Annotated in this window: 23 protein-coding genes; 8 read left to right on the forward strand and 15 right to left on the reverse strand. The window is 66.9% G+C overall.

Annotated features, from left to right (window positions below; all coding sequences use genetic code 11):
* The first annotated feature begins 20 nt into the window (after nucleotides 1–20).
* Complete coding sequence (locus tag DEA8626_RS09510) at nucleotides 21–1007, forward strand: calcium/sodium antiporter (protein ID WP_108852722.1); 987 nt, start codon at nucleotides 21–23, stop codon at nucleotides 1005–1007.
* 46 nt (nucleotides 1008–1053) lie between these two features.
* Here DEA8626_RS09510 and DEA8626_RS09515 read toward each other — a convergent pair whose 3' ends face one another.
* The 13 genes from DEA8626_RS09515 to DEA8626_RS09575 all read right to left on the reverse strand — a co-directional run bounded on the left by DEA8626_RS09515 (nucleotide 1054) and on the right by DEA8626_RS09575 (nucleotide 13555).
* Nucleotides 1054–1743 (reverse strand): ABC transporter ATP-binding protein, encoded by a 690-nt coding sequence (locus DEA8626_RS09515; protein WP_108852723.1) that lies wholly within the window; start codon nucleotides 1741–1743, stop codon nucleotides 1054–1056.
* Nucleotides 1740–2489 carry an ABC transporter ATP-binding protein gene (locus DEA8626_RS09520; protein ID WP_108852724.1) on the reverse strand — a complete coding sequence of 250 codons (750 nt, stop codon included), beginning with the start codon at nucleotides 2487–2489 and terminating at the stop codon, nucleotides 1740–1742. Before DEA8626_RS09520 ends, DEA8626_RS09515 begins: the two co-directional genes overlap by 4 nt.
* On the reverse strand, nucleotides 2482–3465 hold the full coding sequence (locus DEA8626_RS09525) for a branched-chain amino acid ABC transporter permease (protein WP_108852725.1): 984 nt from the start codon (nucleotides 3463–3465) through the stop codon (nucleotides 2482–2484). The genes DEA8626_RS09520 and DEA8626_RS09525 overlap by 8 nt, the downstream gene beginning before the upstream one ends.
* Nucleotides 3462–4373, reverse strand: coding sequence for a branched-chain amino acid ABC transporter permease (locus tag DEA8626_RS09530; protein ID WP_108852726.1), 912 nt, complete (start codon nucleotides 4371–4373; stop codon nucleotides 3462–3464). The genes DEA8626_RS09525 and DEA8626_RS09530 overlap by 4 nt, the downstream gene beginning before the upstream one ends.
* 55 nt (nucleotides 4374–4428) lie before the next feature.
* Nucleotides 4429–5574 (reverse strand): ABC transporter substrate-binding protein, encoded by a 1146-nt coding sequence (locus DEA8626_RS09535; protein ID WP_108852727.1) that lies wholly within the window; start codon nucleotides 5572–5574, stop codon nucleotides 4429–4431.
* Between the two features lie 74 nt (nucleotides 5575–5648).
* Nucleotides 5649–7268: an AMP-binding protein gene (locus DEA8626_RS09540; RefSeq protein WP_108852728.1), complete on the reverse strand. Its 1620-nt coding sequence runs from the start codon at nucleotides 7266–7268 to the stop codon at nucleotides 5649–5651.
* Between the two features lie 10 nt (nucleotides 7269–7278).
* Nucleotides 7279–7683, reverse strand: a complete 405-nt coding sequence (locus DEA8626_RS09545) for a RidA family protein (RefSeq protein WP_108852729.1) — start codon at nucleotides 7681–7683, stop codon at nucleotides 7279–7281.
* The gene (locus DEA8626_RS09550; protein WP_108852730.1) at nucleotides 7680–8102 is read right to left on the reverse strand and encodes an acyl-CoA thioesterase; all 423 of its coding nucleotides are present in this window, start codon (nucleotides 8100–8102) and stop codon (nucleotides 7680–7682) included. The genes DEA8626_RS09545 and DEA8626_RS09550 overlap by 4 nt, the downstream gene beginning before the upstream one ends.
* Nucleotides 8099–9232, reverse strand: coding sequence for an acyl-CoA dehydrogenase family protein (locus tag DEA8626_RS09555; protein ID WP_108852731.1), 1134 nt, complete (start codon nucleotides 9230–9232; stop codon nucleotides 8099–8101). The genes DEA8626_RS09550 and DEA8626_RS09555 overlap by 4 nt, the downstream gene beginning before the upstream one ends.
* A 54-nt stretch (nucleotides 9233–9286) precedes the next feature.
* Nucleotides 9287–10099, reverse strand: coding sequence for an enoyl-CoA hydratase family protein (locus tag DEA8626_RS09560; protein ID WP_108852732.1), 813 nt, complete (start codon nucleotides 10097–10099; stop codon nucleotides 9287–9289).
* Entirely contained in the window at nucleotides 10096–10533 is a 438-nt protein-coding gene (locus DEA8626_RS09565; RefSeq protein ID WP_108852733.1) for a MarR family winged helix-turn-helix transcriptional regulator, read from the reverse strand. The genes DEA8626_RS09560 and DEA8626_RS09565 overlap by 4 nt, the downstream gene beginning before the upstream one ends.
* A complete protein-coding gene (locus DEA8626_RS09570; RefSeq protein WP_108852734.1) occupies nucleotides 10530–11270 on the reverse strand; it encodes an SDR family NAD(P)-dependent oxidoreductase in 741 nt (246 codons plus the stop codon). The genes DEA8626_RS09565 and DEA8626_RS09570 overlap by 4 nt, the downstream gene beginning before the upstream one ends.
* The gene (locus DEA8626_RS09575) at nucleotides 11267–13555 is read right to left on the reverse strand and encodes a bifunctional salicylyl-CoA 5-hydroxylase/oxidoreductase (protein ID WP_108852735.1); all 2289 of its coding nucleotides are present in this window, start codon (nucleotides 13553–13555) and stop codon (nucleotides 11267–11269) included. Before DEA8626_RS09575 ends, DEA8626_RS09570 begins: the two co-directional genes overlap by 4 nt.
* A gap of 153 nt (nucleotides 13556–13708) precedes the next feature.
* On the opposite strand from DEA8626_RS09575, the gene DEA8626_RS09580 reads away from it, so the two are divergent.
* Both DEA8626_RS09580 and eno read left to right on the forward strand, forming a co-directional pair.
* Nucleotides 13709–14131, forward strand: coding sequence for a Fur family transcriptional regulator (locus DEA8626_RS09580; protein ID WP_108852736.1), 423 nt, complete (start codon nucleotides 13709–13711; stop codon nucleotides 14129–14131).
* Nucleotides 14132–14275: 144 nt separating this feature from the next.
* Nucleotides 14276–15553: a phosphopyruvate hydratase gene (eno, locus tag DEA8626_RS09585; RefSeq protein ID WP_108852737.1), complete on the forward strand. Its 1278-nt coding sequence runs from the start codon at nucleotides 14276–14278 to the stop codon at nucleotides 15551–15553.
* A 105-nt stretch (nucleotides 15554–15658) separates the two neighbouring features.
* Here eno and DEA8626_RS09590 read toward each other — a convergent pair whose 3' ends face one another.
* A complete protein-coding gene (locus tag DEA8626_RS09590; protein WP_108852738.1) occupies nucleotides 15659–16078 on the reverse strand; it encodes a globin domain-containing protein in 420 nt (139 codons plus the stop codon).
* A 123-nt stretch (nucleotides 16079–16201) separates the two neighbouring features.
* On the opposite strand from DEA8626_RS09590, the gene DEA8626_RS09595 reads away from it, so the two are divergent.
* The 3 genes from DEA8626_RS09595 to rarD all read left to right on the forward strand — a co-directional run bounded on the left by DEA8626_RS09595 (nucleotide 16202) and on the right by rarD (nucleotide 18620).
* Nucleotides 16202–16651 carry a cupin domain-containing protein gene (locus DEA8626_RS09595; protein ID WP_108852739.1) on the forward strand — a complete coding sequence of 150 codons (450 nt, stop codon included), beginning with the start codon at nucleotides 16202–16204 and terminating at the stop codon, nucleotides 16649–16651.
* A gap of 64 nt (nucleotides 16652–16715) precedes the next feature.
* Nucleotides 16716–17603: a fatty acid desaturase gene (locus DEA8626_RS09600; RefSeq protein ID WP_245890815.1), complete on the forward strand. Its 888-nt coding sequence runs from the start codon at nucleotides 16716–16718 to the stop codon at nucleotides 17601–17603.
* A gap of 90 nt (nucleotides 17604–17693) precedes the next feature.
* The gene (rarD, locus tag DEA8626_RS09605; RefSeq protein WP_108852740.1) at nucleotides 17694–18620 is read left to right on the forward strand and encodes an EamA family transporter RarD; all 927 of its coding nucleotides are present in this window, start codon (nucleotides 17694–17696) and stop codon (nucleotides 18618–18620) included.
* Here the strand turns inward: rarD and DEA8626_RS09610 are convergent.
* A complete protein-coding gene (locus DEA8626_RS09610) occupies nucleotides 18601–19704 on the reverse strand; it encodes an anhydro-N-acetylmuramic acid kinase (RefSeq protein ID WP_108852741.1) in 1104 nt (367 codons plus the stop codon). The two genes, rarD and DEA8626_RS09610, sit on opposite strands and share 20 nt — an antisense overlap.
* 63 nt (nucleotides 19705–19767) lie before the next feature.
* Between DEA8626_RS09610 and tyrS the strand changes: the two genes are divergently transcribed.
* Both tyrS and DEA8626_RS09620 read left to right on the forward strand, forming a co-directional pair.
* Nucleotides 19768–21018 (forward strand): tyrosine--tRNA ligase, encoded by a 1251-nt coding sequence (gene tyrS, locus DEA8626_RS09615; protein WP_108853409.1) that lies wholly within the window; start codon nucleotides 19768–19770, stop codon nucleotides 21016–21018.
* Between the two features lie 35 nt (nucleotides 21019–21053).
* Entirely contained in the window at nucleotides 21054–21809 is a 756-nt protein-coding gene (locus DEA8626_RS09620) for a heparan-alpha-glucosaminide N-acetyltransferase (protein WP_108852742.1), read from the forward strand.
* Nucleotides 21810–21817 lie beyond the last annotated feature (8 nt).

Consider the following 21817-nt stretch of genomic DNA (forward strand, 5'->3'; position numbering starts at 1 on the left):
AAACATCGAAGGCACCCATCGTGACCGACATCTGGCTTCCGCTGTTCGGCGGATTTCTGTTCTTGATCTTCGGCGGCGAATTGCTCGTGCGGGGCGCTGTGCGCGTCGCCGAACGGCTCGGCGTCTCGCCGCTCGTCATCGGCCTCACTCTCGTCGGCTTCGGCACATCCACGCCGGAGCTCGTGACATCAGTCAGGGCCGCCTTGGCCGGATCGCCGGGCATCGCATACGGCAATATCGTCGGTTCCAACATCGCGAACATTCTGCTGATCGTGGGAATTTCGGCGCTGCTCACTCCCATGGCGGTAACGTCGGGAGCGCTGAAGCGGGACGGCGGCGTGATGTTGGCCGTAGCACTGGTATTTGCCGTGCTGGCCGCAGCGTTTCCGATCACGCGCGGGGTCGGACTCGCCTTCGTTCTGGGGCTGGCGCTCTACATCTTCTATGCGTTCCGAACGGAAACCGCCTCGGCCGCAGCCGAGCACGGCGCCGTGTACGAAAAGGCCATGGCGCTCGAGGGCGTCGACCCCGCGATTATGCCTCTCGATAAAACGAAACCCAATCTGTGGCTCTCTCTGGCAACGGCCCTCGCAGGACTCGTCCTGGTGATAGTCGGCGGCGGCTTTCTCGTCGATGGCGCGGTCGCGCTCGCGCGCTCGAAAGAGATTTCCGAGACGGTTATCGGCCTGACGATCGTCGCGGTTGGCACATCGATGCCCGAACTCGTGACCTCGGTCGTCGCCGCGATCCGTCGCCAAAGCGACGTGGCTTTCGGCAACATCATCGGATCGAACATCTACAACATCCTCGGGATCGGCGGGGTCACTGCGCTGATCGCTCCGACCGATGTTCCGCAACAGATCATCCGGTTCGACATCCCGGTGATGATCCTGGGCTCGCTGGCGCTCATCGCGGTCGCCCATACCGGGCTGAAAATCTCCCGCCGCGAGGGTTCCGGATTGCTGGTGGGCTACGTCGCCTATCTCTGGTGGCTGTGGCCGACCTGAGAGCGTCGAGCGCGCGGGGCAGCAGCAGAAGCTCTCGATTGACCCACTACACGCCGAGATGGCGCGCGACGGCATCTTCGCCCATATCCGCCATGGCGCCGTGCCAGACGGTCCGGCCGCGTTCCACGATGGCGGCGCGGTCGGCGACTGTCCGAAGGTCCTTCAGCGACTTGTCGATGACGAGGATCGAGATCCCCTTCCCCTTGAGCGCCCGGATCGCCGCCCAGATCTCGGCCCGGACGACCGGGGCAAGGCCCTCGGTCGCCTCGTCAAGGATGAGCGCCCTCGGGTTCGTCAGAAGCGCCCTGGCGATGGCGAGCATCTGCTGCTCGCCGCCCGAGAGCGTGCGCGCCGGCTGCCCCATCCGTTCGCCGAGACGCGGAAAAAGCTCGAGGACGCGGGGCAGCGTCCACTCGCCCGGCCGCGCGGCGACCGACAGGTTTTCGGACACGGTCAGGGGTGCGAAGCAGCGGCGGCCTTCAGGCACGAGGCCAAGTCCAAGCTGCGCGGCGCGGTGCGACGGCAGGCGCGAAATGTCCTGCCCGGCGAAACTGACCCGTCCTCCGGCGAGCGGAAGCATCCGCATGATCGTGCGCACGGTCGTGGTCTTGCCCATGCCATTGCGCCCGAGCAGCGCCAGCACCTCGCCCTCGGCCAACGCCAGGTCGATGCTGAACAGCGCCTGCACGGGCCCGTAGGCGGCCCGCACCCCGTCGAGCTCCAGCAGCACGGTCATGCGTCTTCCCCGAGGTAGGAGCGGCGCACCTCATCATTGGCGCGAATCGCGTCCACCGTGCCGGTCGCGATAACCTTTCCATAAACGAGAACCGAGATGCGGTCAGCGAGCGCGAAGACCGCATCCATGTCGTGCTCGACCAGCAGGATCGGCGCTTCGGATTTCAGCTCGGCGAGGATCGCGGTCAGGTCGCGCGCGCCTTCCGCCCCCATCCCGGCCATCGGTTCATCGAGCAGAAAGGCGCGCGGGCGCATGGCGAGCGCCATGGCGATCTCCAGCCGCCGCCGCTCACCATGGGCTAGCGCGGCGGCGCTGACGCCTTCCCGTCCGTCAAGCCCGGCCTGATGGATGTGGAAGAGTGCAGGGTCAGTCAGGCTACGGTCCGAGAGCGCCGGCCGGAAGAAGCGGAAGGTCGCGCCCGACGCCCCTTGAACGGCCAGCATGGTGTTCTCGAGGACCGTGAAGTCCGGGACCACCGAGGACACCTGAAAGCTCCGCGCGAGGCCGAGCCGGGCGCGCTCGGCGGGGCCGAGCCCGTCGATCGGCTGGCCCTCGAAGGTGATCGTGCCGGCATCCGGGCGCAGCTCTCCTGCGATCTCTTTGATGAGCGTTGACTTGCCCGCCCCGTTCGGCCCGATCAGCGCGTGGATCTCCCCCGGCCTCAGGTCAAGCGACACGTCGTCGGTCGCCTTCAGCGCGCCGAAGCTCTTCGTGAGACCGCGCAGGATCAGGATCGGCTCAGACATGGCCCCGCCTTCCGAGCGCGAGCCCCATGAGCCCTTTCGGCGCGAAGAGGACGATGAGGATCAGCATCAGGCCCAGCAGTGCCTGCCAATGGTCGCTGACGGGGCCCAGAAGGTACTCGAGCGCGATGAACACCGCTGCTCCCGCGATCGGCCCGGCCAGCCGCCCGACGCCGCCGAGGATCACGAAGACCATGATCTCGCCCGACATGTGCCAGCTCAGCATCGCGGGGCTCACGAAGCGGTTGAGATCGGCAAAGAGCGCCCCGGCCAGCCCCGCGACCATGCCCGACAGCACGAAGGCCGTGAGACGGACCGCGAAGGGCTTGATGCCAGACGCAATGACGCGCGTCTCGTTCTGTTTCGCGGCCCTCAGCGCGAGGCCGAAGCGCGACTGCGTCAGGAGCGCGACAAGGATCATCGTCACGCAGAGCGCCGCGGCGCAGATCGCAAAAAACTGCAAGGGCGCGAAGGTGTTCGCGCCGGGAAAGCTGTTGCGGACGTAGAACGACAGCCCGTCCTCGCCGCCATAGGCGGGCCACGAGACGGCGAAATAGTAGAGCATCTGCGCGAAGGCGAGCGTCACCATGATGAAGTAGACGCCGGTGGTGCGTAAGGAGAGCGCCCCGATCACCAGCGCCGCGAGGCCGGAGACGAGGATCGCGAAGGGCCAGATCGCCAACATCTCGTTCGTGCCCGTCATCGTGAATGGGAAGGTCGCGACGGGAGTGCCGCTCGCGGCATGGCTCGCGAGGATGGCCGTCACGTATCCGCCGATCCCGAAGAAGGCGGCATGCCCAAACGAGACGAGTCCGCCATAGCCGAGCGCGAGGTTGAGACCGACGCCCGCCAGGCCAAGGATCGCGACACGGGTGGCGAGCGTGACGATGTAGGGGTTGCCGGTCGCATCGGCGATCACCGCGACCGCGACCAGCGCGGCGAAGATCGCGGTGTTCGGAAGGGCGCCGGCGAGCTTCATATCCGCGCCCCGTAGAGACCCGTCGGTCTGACGACGAGGACGAGGGCCATGAGCACGTAGATCAGCATGGACGCCAGCGCGGAGCCGACCGAGGTCGCGCTGGACGCGTCCATGAAACGGGCGAAGAATGTGGGCAGCAGCGCCTTGCCGAGCGTGTCGGTCATGCCCACGAGAAGCGCCCCGACGAGAGCGCCCTTAATCGAACCGATACCGCCGATGACGATCACCACGAAGGCGAGGATCAGCACCGGCTCTCCCATCCCGACCTGCACCGACTGGACCGAGCCGACAAGCGCACCCGCGAGGCCCGCGAGGGCGGCGCCGAGGGCGAAGACCATCGTGTAGAGCTTCGCGATATCGACGCCGAGCGCCGCGATCATCTCCCGATCCGCCTCGCCCGCGCGGATGCGGATACCAAGGCGGGTGCGGCCGATGAGCCAGAAGAGGCCGACGGCGATGGCCGCCCCGATCACGATGATCGCGAGCCGGAAAGCCGGATAGACGAGCCCGCCGGGAAGCGTCACCGCGCCTGACAGGACCGGCGGCAGCGACAGATAGAGGGGAAAGGAGCCAAAGAGCCACCTTGTACCCTCGGAAAAGACGAGGATCAGCGCGAAGGTGGCCAGCACCTGGTCGAGATGGTCGCGCGCGTAGAGGCGGCGGATGACGACGATCTCAACGAGCGCGCCAAGTCCGGCGGCGGCGGCAAGGCTCGCCGCGAGGCCGACCCAGAAGGAGCCGGTCACTGCAGCCACCGCCGCGCAAGCGAAGGCGCCCGCCATGTAGAGCGAGCCATGCGCGAGGTTGATGAGCCCCATCACGCCGAAGACCAAAGTCAGCCCGGCGGCCATGAGAAACAGCATCATCCCGTATTGCAGGCCATTCAGGACCTGCTCGGCCAAAAGCATCACGCCACGAATTCTCCAGAGGTCGGGCCGGGGGTCACGCCCCGGCCCCGCCTAGTCACATCTTGCATTCGGCCGCGTAGGCATCTGCATGGTCCTCGAGCGCCACGCCGATGATCTTGTTGGTGAAGACGTCGCCCTCTTTCACCACCTCGCGGACGTAGATGTCCTGGATGGGATGGTGGTTCGGGCCGAACCTGAAATCACCGCGCACCGAGGCGAAATCGGCCTCCTCCAACGCGGCGCGGAAGGCGTCCTGATCGGCCACGTCCGCCTTGGCCATCGCCGAAAGGATCAGGTTCGCCGTGTCGTATCCCTGGCTCGCATAGAGCGAGGGCAGCCGGCCGTATTCCGACTGGAACGCCTCGACGAAGGCCTTGTTGGCTTCGTTGTCGATGTCCTTGTTCCACTGCGAGGTGTTCTTGACGCCGAGTGCCGCGTCGCCCACCGCCTGAAGGATGCCCTGATCGAAGGAGAAGGCCGGGCCGACGAGCGGAATACCGACGCCCGACTCAGCGTATTGCTTCATGAATGCGATGCCCATCCCGCCCGGCAGGAAGAAAAACACGGAATCTGCGCCAGAGGCGCGGACCTGCGCGATCTCTGCGGCGTAGTCGGTCTGGCCGAGCTGCGTGTAGACCTCGCCCGCCGCCTCGCCATCGTAGAACCGCTTGTAGCCGGCGATCGCGTCCGTGCCCGCCGGATAGTTCGGCGCGAGCATGAAGGAGTTCTTGTAACCCGCTGAATTCGCGTAGGCCCCGGCCGCTTCGTGCAGGTTGTCGTTCTGCCAGGCGACGTTGAAGTAGTTCTTGTCGCAGCCCGCGCCCGCAAGGGCCGAGGGGCCGGCATTGGGCGAGAGATAGAACTTGCCCTGCGCCACGGCGGCGGGCACCACGGCCATCGCGAGGTTCGACCAGATGATGCCGGTCAGAACGTCGACCTGGTCGGACTGGATCATCTTGTCGGCAAGCTGGACCGCGATGTCGGGCTTCTGCTGGTCATCCTCGACGATCAGCTCGACCTCCGCCCCGGCGTCGCCCGCCATCTTGAGCGCGAGCTGGAACCCGTCGCGCACGTCGATGCCGAGCCCCGCACCGCCGCCCGAGAGCGTCGTGATCATCCCGACCTTCACGCCTTCGGCGGAGGCTGCGCCGGCGAGCGCCACGGCGGCGATCCCGGCCATGAGGGTACGTTTCAGATGCATGTCTATCTCCCTGTTCTGATTGCTGTCATTTCTGCGCGTTTGACGGCGCGCGTCCAGCCCTTTCCCGGGCCGTCTCAATGCTTTTGCCTCAGCCTGAAGCGCTGGATCTTGCCGGTCGGGGTCTTGGGCAGCGCGCCGGTGAAGACGATGCGGCGCGGATACTTGTAGGGCGCGATCGACCGCTTCACATGCTCCTGCAGCCTGAAAACGGTCGCCCCATCCGGCTTCACGCCCTCGGCCAGAACCACATGCGCCTCGACGACCTCTCCCCGCGTCTCGTCCGGCGCGCCGACGACAGCGCATTCCAGGACGTCGTCATGGGCGAGAAGTGCCGCCTCCACCTCCGGCCCCGCGATGTTGTAGCCCGAGGACACGATGATGTCGTCGTTGCGCGCGGCGAAGTGGAAATAGCCGTCCTCGGTCTGCACGAACGTGTCGCCGGTGATGTTCCAGCCGCTTCGGACATACGATTTCTGTCGCTCGTCGGCGAGATAGCGGCACCCCGTCGGGCCCTTCACGGCCAGCCGCCCCGGCGTGCCGCACGGGCATTCGCGGCCCTCCTCGTCCACCACCTTCGCCTCGTAACCCGTCACCGGCTTGCCGGTCGAGGCCGGGCGGTGATCGTCAAAGCGATTGGTGATGAAGATATGGAGCATCTCGGTCGCGCCGATCCCGTCAAGCATCGGCTTGCCGGTCTTCGCGATCCATTCCTCGTAGACCGGCGCCGGCAAGGTTTCACCCGCACTGACGGCGGCGCGCAGCGAAGAGAGGTCCGCGCCCTCGTCCATCGCTTTCAACATCACCCGGTAAGCCGTTGGCGCCGTGAAGCAAACCGTCGCCTTCAACTGTTGGATGATGGAGATCAGGTTGGGCGGCGAGGCGGTCTCCAGAAGTGCCGCCGCCGCACCGAAGCGCAATGGAAAGACAGCGAGCCCGCCTAGCCCGAAGGTGAATGCCAAGGGCGGCGAACCGACGAAGACGTCGTCGGGCGTGACGTTCAGCACCTCCTTCGCGTAGCCGTCCGCGATGATCATCAGGTCGCGGTGGAAATGCATCGTGGCCTTGGGCTCCCCCGTCGTGCCGGACGTGAAGCCCAGGAGCGCCACATCGTCGCGTCCGGTCTCCACCGCGTCGAAATGCACCGGCTTCTGCAGCGCAACCCGGTCGAGCTCGGCGTCGTGATTCGCCGTACCATCGAAACCGACGACCTTCTTGAGGAATTTCGACCCCTTCGCGCAGGCCACGATTTCGTCCATCAACCGCGTGTCGCAGAGCGCGAGCCCGATCTCGGCCTTGTCGACGATCTTCGAGAGCTCCCCCGCACGCAGCATGGGCATCGTGTTCACGACGACCGCGCCCGCCTTGGTGGCGGCCAGCCAGCAGGCCACCATGGCTGGGTTGTTGGCCGACCGGATCAGAACGCGATTCCCGGGCTTTACTCCATAATCCTCGACCAGTGCATGAGCGATCCGCCCCGACCAGTCGGCAAGCTCCTTGTAGGTCCGGATGCGGCCGTTGCCGATCAGCGCCGTGTGGTCCCCAAAGCCTTTCTCGACCATCGCGTCGGTCAATTCTTGGGCCACGTTCAACCGCTCGGGATAATCGAAACCCGCCAGTCGAATCTCCGGCCAAAGATCGGGCGGCGGCAGGTTGTCGCGGGTGAAGGTGTCGATATGGGCCGATGGTCCCAGCATGGGCTCCTCCCTACTCCTCCGGCACGACGGCCGTCGCCTCGATTTCCACCTTCGCGCGGTCCTCGACCAGCGCTACGACCTGCACCAGCGCCATCGCCGGGTAGTGCCGCCCGATGATCTCACGATACGCGCGGCCGATCTCGGCGAGGCTTGCGAGATAGTCGCGCTTGTCGGTGACGTACCAGGTGAGGCGGACGAGGTGCTCGGGCCGCGCCCCGCCTTCGGCCAGCACCGCCACGACGTTCCTCAAGACTTGCGCGACCTGTCCGGCGAAGTCGTCGGTCTCGAACGCGCCCTCCGCGTTCCAGCCGACGAGCCCGCCGGTGAAGATCATCCGCCCCCTCGCGGAAATGCCGTTCGCATAGCCCTTCGCGGGCGTCCAGCCCTTCGGATGCAGGATCTCGTGCGGGCTCATGTCGCGGCCTCCTCCCCGGTCAGATGCGCCCCGAGCGCCACCGCCAGCCCGGCCGGCCAGCGCGCGGGCCTCAGCCCGGGCCCGGTCCAGACGATGACCTGCCGGACGGTCATGCGCAGTTCCTCCCCGCAGGTCACGCGGGTCTCGAAACTCGCGCTCGACCCGCCGATACGGACGACGTTCAGGGTGAAGGTGAGGATGTCGGCGAGCCGCGAGGGCGCGCGGAAGTCGACGTCGAGATGGGCGGTCGGCACGCCGCAGCCCTCGTCGATGTGGATGCGCGTGAAGGAATAGTTTAGCGCCTCGGCAAAGAACGCCTCGACGGTCGCGTTCAGCATCTCGAAGTAGCGCGGGAAGAAGATGATCCCGGCCGGGTCGCAATGGCCGAACTGCACGGTGAAGTCGCGGGAAAAGCTCATGCGAGAAGACTCCGCGCAATGACAAGCCGCTGGACGTCCGAGGCGCCTTCGTAGATGCGAAGCGCCCGGATCTCGCGGTAGAGTCTCTCGACCGCTATGCCGGTCCTGACCCCGTCGCCGCCGTGCAGCTGGACCGCCATGTCGACGACCTCTTGCGCCGCCTCGGTCGCGTAGAGCTTCGCCATCGCCGCCTCGCGGCTGATCCGCGCCGCGCCCCGGTCCTTCGCCCACGCCGCGCGGTAGACAAGCAGCGCGGCGGCGTCGATCTTGAGGCTCATGTCGGCCACATGCCCCTGCACCATCTGGTAGTCGGCGAGCAACCCCGAGGGCCGCGGCCTCCTCGCGCGCTCAACGGCCGCGTCGAGCGCGCGCCGGGCGAAGCCCAGAGCCGCCGCGCCGACGGTCGGGCGGAAATGGTCGAGCACCGTCATTGCGACCTTGAAGCCCCCGCCCGGCTCGCCGATCAGCGCAGCCTCGGGCAGCGCCACGCCGTCCAGCTTCAGCCGTGCGAGCGGGTGCGGCGCCATGACCTCGATCCGCTCGGCGACCGTGAGACCCGGCGCATCGGCGGGCATGAGGAAAGCCGACAGCCGCTTCGCGCCCGGCCCCTCTCCCGTCCGCGCGATGACGACGTAGACATCCGCGATGCCGCCGTTCGAGATGTAGGTCTTCTCGCCCGACAACCGCCAGCCACCCCCCACCCGCTCGGCCACCGTCGCCGTCGCCGCGACGTCCGACCCCGCCCCCGGCTCGGTCAGCGCAAAGCCCGCGATCGCCCCGCCGCCCCGCGTCCGCTGGAGCCATTCCCGCTGCTCCGCCGTGCCGAAAAGGCTCACCGCCCCCATGCCGAGCCCCTGCATCGCGAAGGCGAAATCGGCAAGCCCGTCATGCCGCGCCAGCGTCTCGCGGATGAGGCAGAGCGTGCGGATGTCCAGCCGCTCCCCTTCGCCCGCCCCCGTGTGAACCAGCCAGCCGCCCGCACCCAGTGTTGCCACCAGCCCTCGGCAGGCCGCGTCGACATCGCCATGCGCCACCGGCAGATGCGCGGCGCACCAGTCCTCGAGCCGCCCCGCAAGCTCGCGGTGGGCGGACGTGAAGAACGGCCAGTCGAGAAAGCTCCTGTCTGCCACTTCTGCTGTTCCCAAATACCTCGGGGGTCCGGGGGCTGGCCCCCGGCTCCGCCCTCAATCCCCCTCGAAGACCGGCTTCTCCTTCGCGGCGAAGGCCCGGTACGCCCGCTCGAAATCCCGCGTCTTCATGCAGATCGCCTGGGCCTGCGCCTCGGCCTCGATCGCCTGGTCGAGCCCCATCGACCATTCCTGGTTGAGCTGGGTCTTGGTGATCCCGTGTGCGAAGGTCGGGCCCTCGGCCAGCGCGTGCGCGAGCTTCATCGCCTCGTCCTCCAGATCCTCCCATTCGTGAAGCGCGTTCCAGAAGCCCCAGGCGTGTCCCTCCTCCCCGGTCATCACCCGGCCGGTATAGAGAAGCTCCGCCGCGCGGCCCTGCCCGATGATCCGCGGCAGCATCGCGCAGGCGCCCATGTCGCAGCCCGCGAGCCCCACGCGCGTGAAGAGGAAAGCGCATTTCGCCTGCGGTGTCGCCAGCCTGAGGTCCGAGGCCATGGCGAGGATCGCGCCTGCGCCGACGCAGATGCCGTCGACCGCCGCGACCACCGGCTTGCCGCAGTGGATCATCGCCTTGACCAGATCGCCGGTCATCCGGGTGAAGGCGAGAAGCCCCTTCATGTCCATGTCGACAAGCGGCCCGATGATGTCGTGCACGTCCCCGCCCGAGCAGAAATTGCCTCCATTCGAGGCGAGCACCACGACCTCCACATCCGCGGCCTCGGGCAGCGCGCGGAAGGTGTCGCGCAGCTCGGCATAGCTCTCGAAGGTCAGGGGGTTCTTGCGCTCGGGCCGGTTCAGCCGGATCGTCGCGATCCGGTCCTCGACCTTCCAGAGAAAATGCTCGGGCTTCAGCCCCTGAATCTCTCTCATGCCGGTCCTCCCTTCGCGCGTCTCAGGATATCGGTGAGCGTGTCGAGATCGCGTTCCGTGAGCCTCGCGAACAGCGTGTCGACCTCCGCCTCGTGATCGGCGGCGAGCCCCTCGAACTGGCGCAGGCCCGCCGGCGTCAGCGCGACGTGGATCGTGCGCCGGTCGGTCTCGGACGGCAGGCGGCGGACGAACCCCTCGCCCTCGAGCCGGTCCACCACGGCGGTCGCGTTGCCGTTCGAGACCAGAAGCATCCGCGAAAGCTCGCTCATCGTCACGCCCTCGCGGCGGCGGTAGAGCGCCGCCATCACGTCGAAGCGCGGCAGCGTCGTCTTGTGATGGACGCGGAGATATGCGCGCAAATGGTTCTCGGCGGCGCGCGTGACGCCGAGGAGCCGGATCCAGGCCTTGAGGCGGCGCTTGGAAAGCTCGCTCATGCGTCGCCCCCGTTCAGCACGATCGCCTGTCCGTTGACCGCGGCAGCGCCGGGCGACGCGAGCCAAAGCGCCGAGGATGTCACCTCGGCGGGTCGGATGAGACGGCCGAGCGGGCTGGTCGCGGTTAGCGCGGCCAGCGCCTCCTCGCGCGTGCGCCCGGTCTTGGCCATGATGTTAACGACGGTGCGCCCGGTCATCTCGGTGTCGATGAAGCCGGGGCAGATCGCGTTCGCCGTGATTTCCTTCTTCGCCACTTCGAGCGCGACGGACCGGACGAGGCCCAAAACGCCGTGCTTCGCCGCCGTGTATCCGGCGGTGTAGGCGAGCCCCCTGAGCGACGCGACCGACGCGACGGCGATCAGCCTTCCGCCTGCGCTCATCCCCTTCAGCCCCTCGCGGAAGGTGAGGAACACGCCCGTCAGGTTCACCGCGAGCATCGCGTTCCACTCATCGAGCGTCGTGCGGGTGAACGGCGCGCTATCGGCCGCCCCCGCATTCGCGATGACGATATCCTGGGGCCCGGCCTCCGCGAACAGCGCCGCGACGGAGCCTTCGTCGGTCACGTCGGCCCGGATCGCCCGGATTCCTCCGTTGCCGCGCGCCACCGTCTCAAGCGGCTCCATCCGGCGTCCGGCGATCACGACCTCCGCGCCCGCCTCGGAAAACCCGCGCGCCAGGTCCGCACCGGTTCCGGTGCCGCCGCCGGTGATGAGGACGCGCTTGCCCGCCATGCTCATGCCCGCAGCGCCTCCTGTTGCGCGCGCTCCTGAAGTCGGTAGGCCTGATCTCGGCCCCGCAGATAGGGCAGCGGCCACTCTACGCCTCTGTCGCCCAAGGCCACGGCGGCGTGGAGTGTCCAGTACGGGTCGGCGAGATGCGGCCGCGCGAGGCAGACGAGATCGGCCCGGCCCGCCATCAGGATCGAATTGACGTGGTCGGTCTCGTAGATGTTGCCGACGGCCATCGTGGCGATACCGGTCTCGTTGCGGATGCGGTCTGAGAACGGGGTCTGGAACATCCGGCCATAGACCGGCTGTGCCTCGGTCGAGGTCTGGCCCGCCGAGACGTCGATGATGTCCGCCCCCGCGTCGTGGAATCCCTTCGCAATCTCGACGGCGTCCTCGGGCGTGACGCCGTCAGCGCCGACCCAGTCATTCGCCGAGATGCGGACCGACATCGGCTTGTGCGCGGGCCAGGCCGCGCGCATCGCGCGGAAGACCTCCAATGGATAGCGCATCCGGTCTTCGATGCTGCCGCCATAGTCGTCGGTCCGCTTGTTCGACACGGGCGAAATAAAGGACGAGATCAGATAGCCGTGGGCGGCGTGAAGCTCCACCATGTCGAAGCCCGCGCGCTCGGCCATGCGTGTCGCTGCGACGAACTCGTCGCGCACGTGGTCCATGTCGGTGCGCGTCATTTCCCTGGGCCGCGCATGGTCGGATGACCACGGCAAGGGCGACGGGCCGATGATCTCCCATCCGTCATGGCCAAGCGGCATCTCGTCGTCTTCCCATGGCAATTGAACGGAGGCCTTGCGTCCCGCATGGCCGATCTGGCAGCAGATCTTCGCTTGCGTCTCGGCGTGGACGAACTCGACGACGCGGCGCCACGCCGCCTCATGCTCCGGCGCGTAGAGGCCGGGGCAGCCGGGCGTGATCCGACCCTCGGGGCTCACGCAGGTCATCTCGGTGTACACGAGCCCCGCGCCGCCTTTCGCGCGTTCGCCGAGATGGACGAGATGCCAGTCGGTCGGACAGCCGTTATCGGCACGGTACTGCGCCATGGGCGAAACGACGACGCGGTTCGCCAGCATCATGTCGCGCAAGCGGTAAGGCGCGAACATCGGTGGCCGGCCCGGCTTGCCGCCAGCCTCCGCCTGGAACCAATCCTCGGCTTTTCCCAGCCAGTCCGGATCGCGAAGCCGCAAGTTCTCGTGGCTGATCCGTTGCGACCGGGTCAAGAGCGAATAAGCGAACTGCAGGGGCGGCATGTCGAGGTAGCGTTCGACCTCCTCGAACCACTCCATCGAGTTGCGCGCCGCCGATTGGAGCCGCAGCACCTCGACCCGCCGCTCCTCCTGATACCGCTCGAACGCCTTTGCCATCGTCGGCTCAGACTGCAGGTAGTCCGCCAGCGCGATCGCGCTGTCGAAGGCAAGCCGCGTGCCCGAGCCGATCGAGAAATGCGCCGTCGCGGCGGCGTCGCCCATCAGCACGACATTCTCGTGATACCAGCGATCGCACAGCACGCGCGGAAACTGGATCCACACCGCCGAGCCTCTGAGATGCGCGGCGTTCGACATCAGCTCATGCCCGCCGAGATGGTCCGCAAATATCTTGCGGCAGGTCTCGACGTTCTCCTCCTTCGTCATCTCCTCGAAGCCCCAGCGGTCCCAAGTCTCGGGGCTGCACTCGACGATGAAGGTCGCCGTGTCGGCGTCGAACTGGTAGATATGTGCCCAGACCCAGCCATGCTTCGTCTTCTCGAAGATGAAAGTGAACGCGTCGTCGAACTTCTGATGCGTGCCGAGCCAGATGAACTTGCAGCGGCGGGTGTCGATCTCGGGCTTGAAGACGGAGGCGTATTCGCGCCGGACGGTGGAGTTGAGCCCATCGGCCCCGACGACGAGGTCGTAGTCGAGCCGGTAACTCTCGGCCGTCTTGAACTCGGTCTCGAACCGCAACTCGATGCCCAGTTCCCGAGCGCGCTCCTGCAGGATGACCAGCATCCGCCGCCGGCCGATCCCGGCGAAGCCATGGCCGCCCGACACAGTCCTGCGGCCATCATGGACGACGGCGATATCGTCCCAATAGGCGAAGTGGTCGCGGATCGACTGTGTCGACTTGGGGTCGTTCTTCTCCATCCGTTCCAGCGCGTCGTCGGACAGCACCACACCCCAGCCGAACGTGTCGTTGGCACGGTTGCGCTCGATCACGGTGACCTCGCGCGACGGGTCACGCAGCTTCATCGAGATCGCGAAGTAGAGCCCGGCCGGACCGCCGCCGAGACACAGGATCTTCATGCTCACCCCCTGTCCTGACGGTCAGACTGACACCGCCGCGAATTCATTTCAAGCTTGAAATTTCAAACTCGAAACGTCGCCGCGCGGAATTCACGCTTTGCGCTCTGGTGAATTTCCCTTAAACCACCGACACCACGGACTAATGAGGCGGGCATGACCCAGTCGATCATCGAGCGTTGCGAGGCTAAAGGTCTCAGGATGACCGAGCAGCGGCGGATCATCGCGCAGGTGCTCGAAGGGTCCGACGATCACCCCGACGCCGAGGTCCTATATGCCCGCGCCTGCGAGGCCGATCCCAAGATTTCGCTCGCGACCGTCTACCGCACCGTGAAGCTATTCGAAGAGGCGGGGATTCTCGACAAGCTGGAATTCGGCGACGGACGCGCGCGCTACGAAGATGCCGAGCGCGCTCATCACGACCACCTGATCGACCTGACGACCGGCGAAGTCATCGAATTCGTCGACAAGGAGATCGAGGCCCTGCAGGAGCGTATCGCCGAGAAGCACGGTTACCGCCTCACCGGCCATCGGCTGGAGCTGTTCGGCGTTCCGCTGAAGCGCGGGCGCAAGGACTGAGCGGTTCGCCATCGCCTTTCACTCCCCTTTGCGCAAGCGGAAGTTAGCGCTAACGAGCCGGGCCGCCCGATGCCCCTTCCCCTTTCGCGCGCGACCGCGTAAAGACCCTCGCGACAGTCATTTCCGCCGAAAGGACCGCATTCCATGAGCACGATCATCGACATCCATGCCCGTGAAATTCTCGACAGCCGCGGCAATCCCACGGTCGAGGTCGACGTGACGCTGGACGATGGCACGATGGGCCGCGCCGCGGTGCCCTCGGGGGCGTCGACGGGCGCGCACGAGGCGGTCGAGAAGCGCGACGGCGACAAGCAGCGCTACATGGGCAAGGGCGTCTTGGAGGCGGTCGCGGCGGTCAATGGCGAGATCGCCGAGAACCTCGTCGGCGAGGATGCGACTGAACAGGTCGCCATCGACCGGCTGATGATCGAGCTTGACGGCACGCCGAACAAGGGCCGCCTCGGCGCCAACGCGATCCTCGGCGTCTCGCTCGCCGTCGCCAAGGCGGCGGCCGATTTCACCACCCAACCGCTCTACCGCTATGTCGGCGGCACCTCGGCGCACATTCTGCCGGTGCCGATGATGAACATCATCAATGGCGGAGAACATGCCGACAACCCGATCGACATTCAGGAATTCATGATCATGCCGGTCGCCGCGCCCGACATCCGGGGCTCTGTCCAGATGGGCTCCGAGGTCTTTCACACGCTCAAGAAGGAGCTTTCGGCGGCGGGGCTGTCGACCGGCATCGGCGACGAGGGCGGCTTCGCGCCGAACCTCTCGTCCACCCGCGACGCCCTCGACTTCATCCTGAAGTCGATCGAGAAGGCCGGCTACAAGCCCGGCGAGGACATCTACCTCGCGCTCGACTGCGCCTCGACGGAGTACTTCAAGGGCGGCAAGTATGTGTTTGCGGGTGAAAGAAAAACCCTTTCGTCGGAGGAAAACGTCAGGTATCTCGAAGCGCTCGTGAAGGACTACCCGATCATCTCGATCGAGGACGGCTGCGCCGAGGATGACTGGGACGGCTGGAAACACCTGACCGACACGCTGGGCGCGAAATGCCAGCTCGTCGGCGACGACCTCTTCGTGACCAACCCCGCCCGCCTCGCGGACGGCATCGCCAAGGGCTGCGCGAACTCCATGCTCGTCAAGGTCAACCAGATCGGCACGCTCACGGAAACGCTCCAGGCTGTCGACATGGCCCACCGCGCCCGCTACACAAACGTCATGTCGCACCGCTCGGGCGAGACCGAGGACGCGACCATCGCCGACCTCGCGGTCGCCACGAACTGCGGCCAGATCAAGACCGGATCGCTCGCCCGCTCCGACCGGCTCGCGAAGTACAACCAGCTCATCCGGATCGAGGAGATGCTTGGCGAAACGGCCGAATACGCCGGCGTCTCGATCCTGCGCGGCTGACGTCTCGATTGCCCAGATCCGCCCGTCGAAGGTAACTTCAGCTTCGGCGATGTTTCTTTTATTACAGCGGCATACAAACGGAAGCTCTGGTAGCAGGTCACCCCTTCAGGTGATCCCGCCCCTCCTGATCACGCGTTCGGCAAGAACCGCGTAGGCTGCGCGCCAGGCCGCTTCCATCTCGTCGTCGAACTCCTCCTCGCCCAGCTCTTCCCTCAACGTGTCGATCAGCGCCTCGCCCATCGGTTCGAAATGCGCCGCCTTCACCCCGATCAGCGCGTGGACGCGGCCGAGCTCGGCAAAACGGTCTCCGAGCTTCTCGGTTTGGTCGATGTTCTCGATGACGATCCCGAGCGTCGTCATGAACTTCATCCCCTGCCCGGCGAGATCGTCGCGGAACATCTCGCGAAGCTCAGGCGCGCGGCGGAAGAGCGCCTCGTAGAAGGTCATCGAAGCGGGCTGGAGACGATCGCTTAGCTTCGCGAAACTGTCGCGGATGAGCTGCGATTGACGGGCGGAAACAGGCATGGTCCCGCTCCTTCTGCTGAATCTGGACAAGTCAAGTTTCGCAGGCCGAGCGCACCCGCGCCTTGACACATCTCAAGTCGCCCGCCGTTGCCGGCGGGCGCACCGTCGGTCAGACTCGCGGCCATGAGCGACTCAACTACCGCCGATGAGATCATCGCCCTGCTCGACCTCGCGCCCCATCCCGAGGGCGGCTGGTACCGCCAGACCTGGGCCGCGGAGGGACCGGGCCGCCCCGCCGGAACCGCGATCTACTTCCTCCTGAAGGACGGCGAGCGGAGCCATTGGCACCGGGTCGATGCGGCGGAGATCTGGCATTTCTACTTAGGCGCGCCGCTCATCCTCTCGATTGCCGAAATCGAAGCGGGCCCGGCGCGCGACCACCGCCTCGGCCCCGACCTCGCTACCGGCGACCGGCCGCAGTTTGTTGTCCCGCCCGGACACTGGCAGGCGGCCCGCACCACGGGAGCCTTCACGCTCGTGGGCTGCACCGTCTCGCCCGGCTTCAGGTTCGAGGGGTTCGAACTCGCGCCGCCCGGCTTCGACATCCCCGGCGCCACCGACCCGGCGAACTAGGACCGGCGCAGAGCCGTCGCGAACGGACTTGCACGCCCGCGCGACGGGGCGGATCATGCGGGCCATGTCCGACCACAAATCCTTTCTCGCCGCCTTGCCGGCCTCAGACAAGGCAGCGCTGACCGAAACCTCCAACCGCGCGGGGCTGACGCACCTTGCGGCGCATGGCGGGCTGATCCTTGTCACCGGGTTCCTCATCGTCCTCAAGGTGCCGTTCTGGCCGCTTCTCCTGCTGGTTCAGGGCGTCCTCATCACCTTCCTCTTCACGCTCGAACACGAATGCACCCACAAGACCCCGTTCCGGTCAGAGCGGCTGAACGACTGGGTCGGGCGTGTAGCGGGATTCCTCATCCTCAACCCGTTCGAATGGTTCCGCTACTTCCACCTTGCCCACCACCGCTATACGAACCTGCCCGGCCAGGACCCCGAACTTGCCGGCGCCAAGCCCGAGACGCTTGGCCTGTGGATCGCCCATGTCTCCGGCCTGCCCTACTGGCGCGGCAATCTCGCGGTGCTGGCGCGGCTTGTGACGGGGCGGTTCCGCGCGCCCTACGCGCCGGAACGCGCGCTGCCGCGGATGGCGCGCGAGGCGCGGGTCATGGCGCTTCTCTACGCCGCGGCGCTCGGTTCTCTGATCGTCTCGCCGCTCCTCTTCTGGGTCTGGCTCCTGCCCGTGCTTCTCGGCCAGCCGGCGCTCAGGCTCTATTTGCTCGCCGAACACGGCGACTGCCCCTTCGTCGCCAACATGTTCGAGAACACGCGCACGACCTACACCAACCGGATCGTGCGCTTCCTCACCTGGAACATGCCCTATCACGTCGAACACCACGTCTTCCCCGCGGTGCCCTTCCACCGCCTGCCGGACCTGCACCGGCGGATGCGCGACGCGCTGAAGGTCACCGCCGACGGCTACGCCGCCTTCACCCGCGACTATCTCGCCCGGAGGCTCTGACGGCCGCGAATGTGTGGGGCACAATCCGCCGGTGGCGCGGGTCGCCGCGCTGAGCTAGTGACACGGGCAACCGGACGCAGGGGCGCGACGATGGCCGATATCCCGACGATACGGAACGAGGACAGCCTTCAGGGCTTTTTCTTCGCGATGTCGGCCTATCTCCTCTGGGGCGTGCTGCCGCTCTACATGAAGGCGCTCGCCCATATCCCGCCCGCCGAGGTGATCGCCCACCGCGCGCTCTGGTCGGTGCCGATCGCCGGGGCGGTGCTCGTGGTGATCGGGCGTACCGCCGATCTGCGCGCCGCGCTCTTGAGCCCGCGCACCATCGCCATGGCGGCCGTTACCGCCACGCTCGTCTCGATCAACTGGGGGATCTATGTCTGGTCGATCGCCTCGAACCAGGCGCTCGAAGCCGCGCTCGGCTACTACATCAACCCGCTCTTCTCGATCTTCCTCGGCCGCGTCCTTCTGGGCGAGCGCCTCAGCCCCGCGCAATGGGCCGCGATCGGCCTCGCCGCGCTCGCGGTCGCGATCCTGACCGTGGAGGTCGGGCGGCTTCCGGTGGTCGCGCTCGGGCTCACGCTCACCTGGGGCTGCTATGCGTTCCTCAAGAAATGGCTGCCTGTTGGCCCGAACCAGGGCTTCATGCTCGAGGTACTGCTGCTCGCGCCCATCGCGGCGGGCTACATGATCTGGCTCGCCCGGACCGGGCAGAGCCACTTTCTCGAGGGCGTGGCCCTCGACACGTGGCTCCTCTTCGGCTGCGGCCTCGTCACGGCGGCGCCGCTCATGCTCTATGCCAACGGCGCAAAGCGGCTGAAGCTCACAACCATCGCCGTGATGCAATACATCATCCCGACGATGATCTTCCTCATCGCGCTCTTCGTCTTCGGCGAGCCATTCTCGGGCGCGCGCCTCATCGCCTTCCCGCTCATCTGGGCGGCGCTCGTCCTCTACACCGTCTCGATGCTCCGGCAGACACGCCGTGCGCGGCGCCCTATCGCCGGGGCCAACTGATCTGGCCGCCGCCGATCGCGGCCGAGACGCCTGTTGTGGTGGGACAGGTCGTCGGCAGCCCGCGTGCCACTCTGACCGCGAGATAGGCGAAGGCCTGCGCCTCCAGCATGTCGCCGTCCAGCCCGACCGCCTCCACCGGCTCGATTGGGCAGTCGAAAAGCTCGGACAGCATCGCCATCATCACCGGATTGCGCCGGCCGCCCCCGGTCACGAGCACGCGGGCGGCGGGGGCCGGAAAATGCTCCGCGCCACGGGCGACGGCGCCGGCGGCGGCGGCGGTGAGCGTCGCGGCGGCATCGGCGTCGGACAGCTTCCGTACTGCCTTCGTCAGGTCCGGGAACCCGTCGCGGTCGAGCGATTTCGGCGGGATGCGAAAGAAATAGGGATGCTTGAGAAACTTCTTGATGACCTTCTCGGCCACCTCGCCTTCCGCCGCGAGCGCCCCGCCCTCGTCGCAACCCTGACCAAGCCGTTCGCGCACCAGATCGTTGATGGGCGCGTTGGCGGGCCCGGTGTCGAAGGCGAGACAGGCCCCCGCCGCGTCCGGCGCCGGCTGCCCCGGATCGACCCAGGTCAGGTTGCCGACGCCGCCCATGTTGAGAAACGCCAGCGGCTCCTTCGCGCCGATCCACTTCGCGCAGGCGAAATGGAAGAACGGCGCGAGCGGCGCACCCTGCCCGCCAAGCCGGACATCGGCCGAGCGGAAATCCCATACGACCGGAATACCCAGCACCTCGGCGAGGATCGTGCCCGACCCTGCCTGATGCGTGCCCCGCCCGCCAGGATCGTGGGCCAGCGTCTGGCCGTGGAATCCCGCCAGATCGGCCCCGTCAGACAGCGAGGACATCAGCGCGGCATGGGCAGTCTCGACGACCTCGGCGGCTTCGTCGACGCCCTCCCCGCCCGGCCAGCGCCCGCGCGCGGCGTGAAGAACCGCGCGCTCGGTCTCGTCATAGGCCCGGTAGCCCGTGCCACCGAAGTCGAGGATCGCATGACCGTCGGTCTTCAGAAGCGCCGCGTCGACGCCGTCGAGCGATGTGCCCGACATCGCGCCCAGCGCCCAGACCGACCCCGGTTTCAACATGCCCTTTCCCTCGTCCCCGCCCGACGATATATGCGGACCGGGCCCAGAATGGACGAGACTTCGATGACCTACCACCCGAAATCCGATTTCATGCGCGTCATCATGGAGCGCGGGTTCCTCGCCGACTGCACGGATTATCAGGGGCTCGACGAGGCATTGGTGAAGGGCATCGTGCCGGCCTATATCGGCTATGACGCGACGGCCGCCTCGCTCCATGTCGGGCACCTCCTGAACGTGATGCTCCTGCGCTGGTTTCAGAAGACCGGCCACAAGCCGATCACGCTGATGGGCGGTGGTACGACCAAGGTCGGCGACCCTTCGTTCCGGGCCGAGGAGCGGCCTCTTTTGACGCCGGACCAGATCGGCGCGAACGTCGCGGGCATGAAGCAGGTCTTCGCCAGGTACCTGACTTACGGCGAGGGCCCGACCGACGCGCTGATGCTCGACAACGCCGAATGGCTCGACGGGCTCAATTACCTCGATTTCCTGCGCGACATCGGGCGGCATTTCTCCGTCAATCGGATGCTCAGCTTCGAAAGCGTCAAGTCTCGGCTCGACCGAGAGCAGTCGCTGTCGTTCCTCGAATTCAACTACATGATCCTGCAGGCCTACGACTTCCTCGAACTGCACCGGCGCTACGGCTGCCTGCTGCAGATGGGCGGCTCGGATCAGTGGGGCAACATCGTCAATGGCGTGGACCTCACGCGGCGTGTCCTCGAACACGAGATCTACGGTCTGACGACGCCGCTCCTGACGACCTCGGACGGACGCAAGATGGGCAAGAGCCAGTCGGGTGCCATCTGGCTGAACGGCGACATGCTGTCGCCTTACGAGTTCTGGCAATTCTGGCGCAACACGACCGACGCCGATGTCGGACGGTTCCTCAAGCTCTACACCGAGCTTCCCGTAGAGGAATGCGACCGCCTCGGCGCGCTTCAGGGCGCGGAGATCAACGAAGCCAAGATCGTGCTCGCCAACGCGGTCACGGCGCTCGCCCACGGCGCCGAGTCGGCGCTCGCGGCCGAGACGACGGCGCGGGAGGTTTTCGAACGCGGCGGCGTCGGCGATGACCTGCCGACGTTGCACCTGCAGCCGGGCGACGTGGCGGACGGGATCAGCCTCGCCCAGCTTTTCGTCCGCTCGGGGTTGGCGAAATCGGGCAAGGACGCCAAGCGGCTGATCACCGAGGGCGGAGCGCGCGTCAACGACGAACCTGCGCTCGACGCGGGCCAGATGATCGGCGCTGGCGAACTCGCCGAGCCCTTGAAGCTGACGGCGGGCAAGAAGCGGCACGCGCTGGTGGTTCTCGGCTGAGCCCGCGCGAAACGGGCTGGCCTGCGGAGGCGGAAATGGACGCGGCGACGGATCGGGCGGGCGGCGGCGGGCGGATTGCGGCGATCGACATCGCGCGGACCGTGGCGCTGATCGGCATGGTCGTCTACCACTTCACCTACGACCTTCAGAACTTCGGGCTGATCGCCCCCTCTACCGCGACGACCGGCGGCTGGGCGATATTCGCGCGCGTCGTCGCGGGCAGCTTCCTTTTCCTTGCGGGCGTCAGCCTCTGGCTCGCGCATGGCCGCGGCATCCGCTGGCTCGCCTTCCGGCGGCGGCTCGTAATCGTCGCACTCGCGGCGGCGCTGATCACGGTCGCCACCTGGCTCGCCATGCCCGACCGCTTCGTCTTCTTCGGCATCCTCCATTCCATCGCCTTCGCGAGCCTCATTGGCCTCGCCTTCCTTCGCGTCCCCGCGCCCCTCACGCTGGCAATCGCCGCCGCGATCGTGGCGCTCCGGCTCTACGGGCAAAGCGTCGACTTCGACGCACCCTGGTTCGCCTGGACGGGCCTCGCCGCAAACCCGCCCGGCTCGATCGACTTCGTGCCGCCCTTCCCCTGGCTTGCATCCTGTCTCGCCGGGATCGCGCTCGCCCGGCTCGCCACGCGCACGGGGCTTTGGGACCGGCTGCGCTCAGCCGAACGCGCCATCCCCACGCGTGCCGCCCATGTCCTCGCGTGGCCGGGCCGACACAGCCTGCCGATCTACCTGATCCATCAGCCGGTCCTGATAGGCCTGATCTGGGCGGCCACCCGGGCGTTCGGCTGAGGCAGCCC

The sequence above is a fragment of the Defluviimonas aquaemixtae genome (assembly GCF_900302475.1).
Lineage (GTDB): Bacteria > Pseudomonadota > Alphaproteobacteria > Rhodobacterales > Rhodobacteraceae > Albidovulum > Albidovulum aquaemixtae.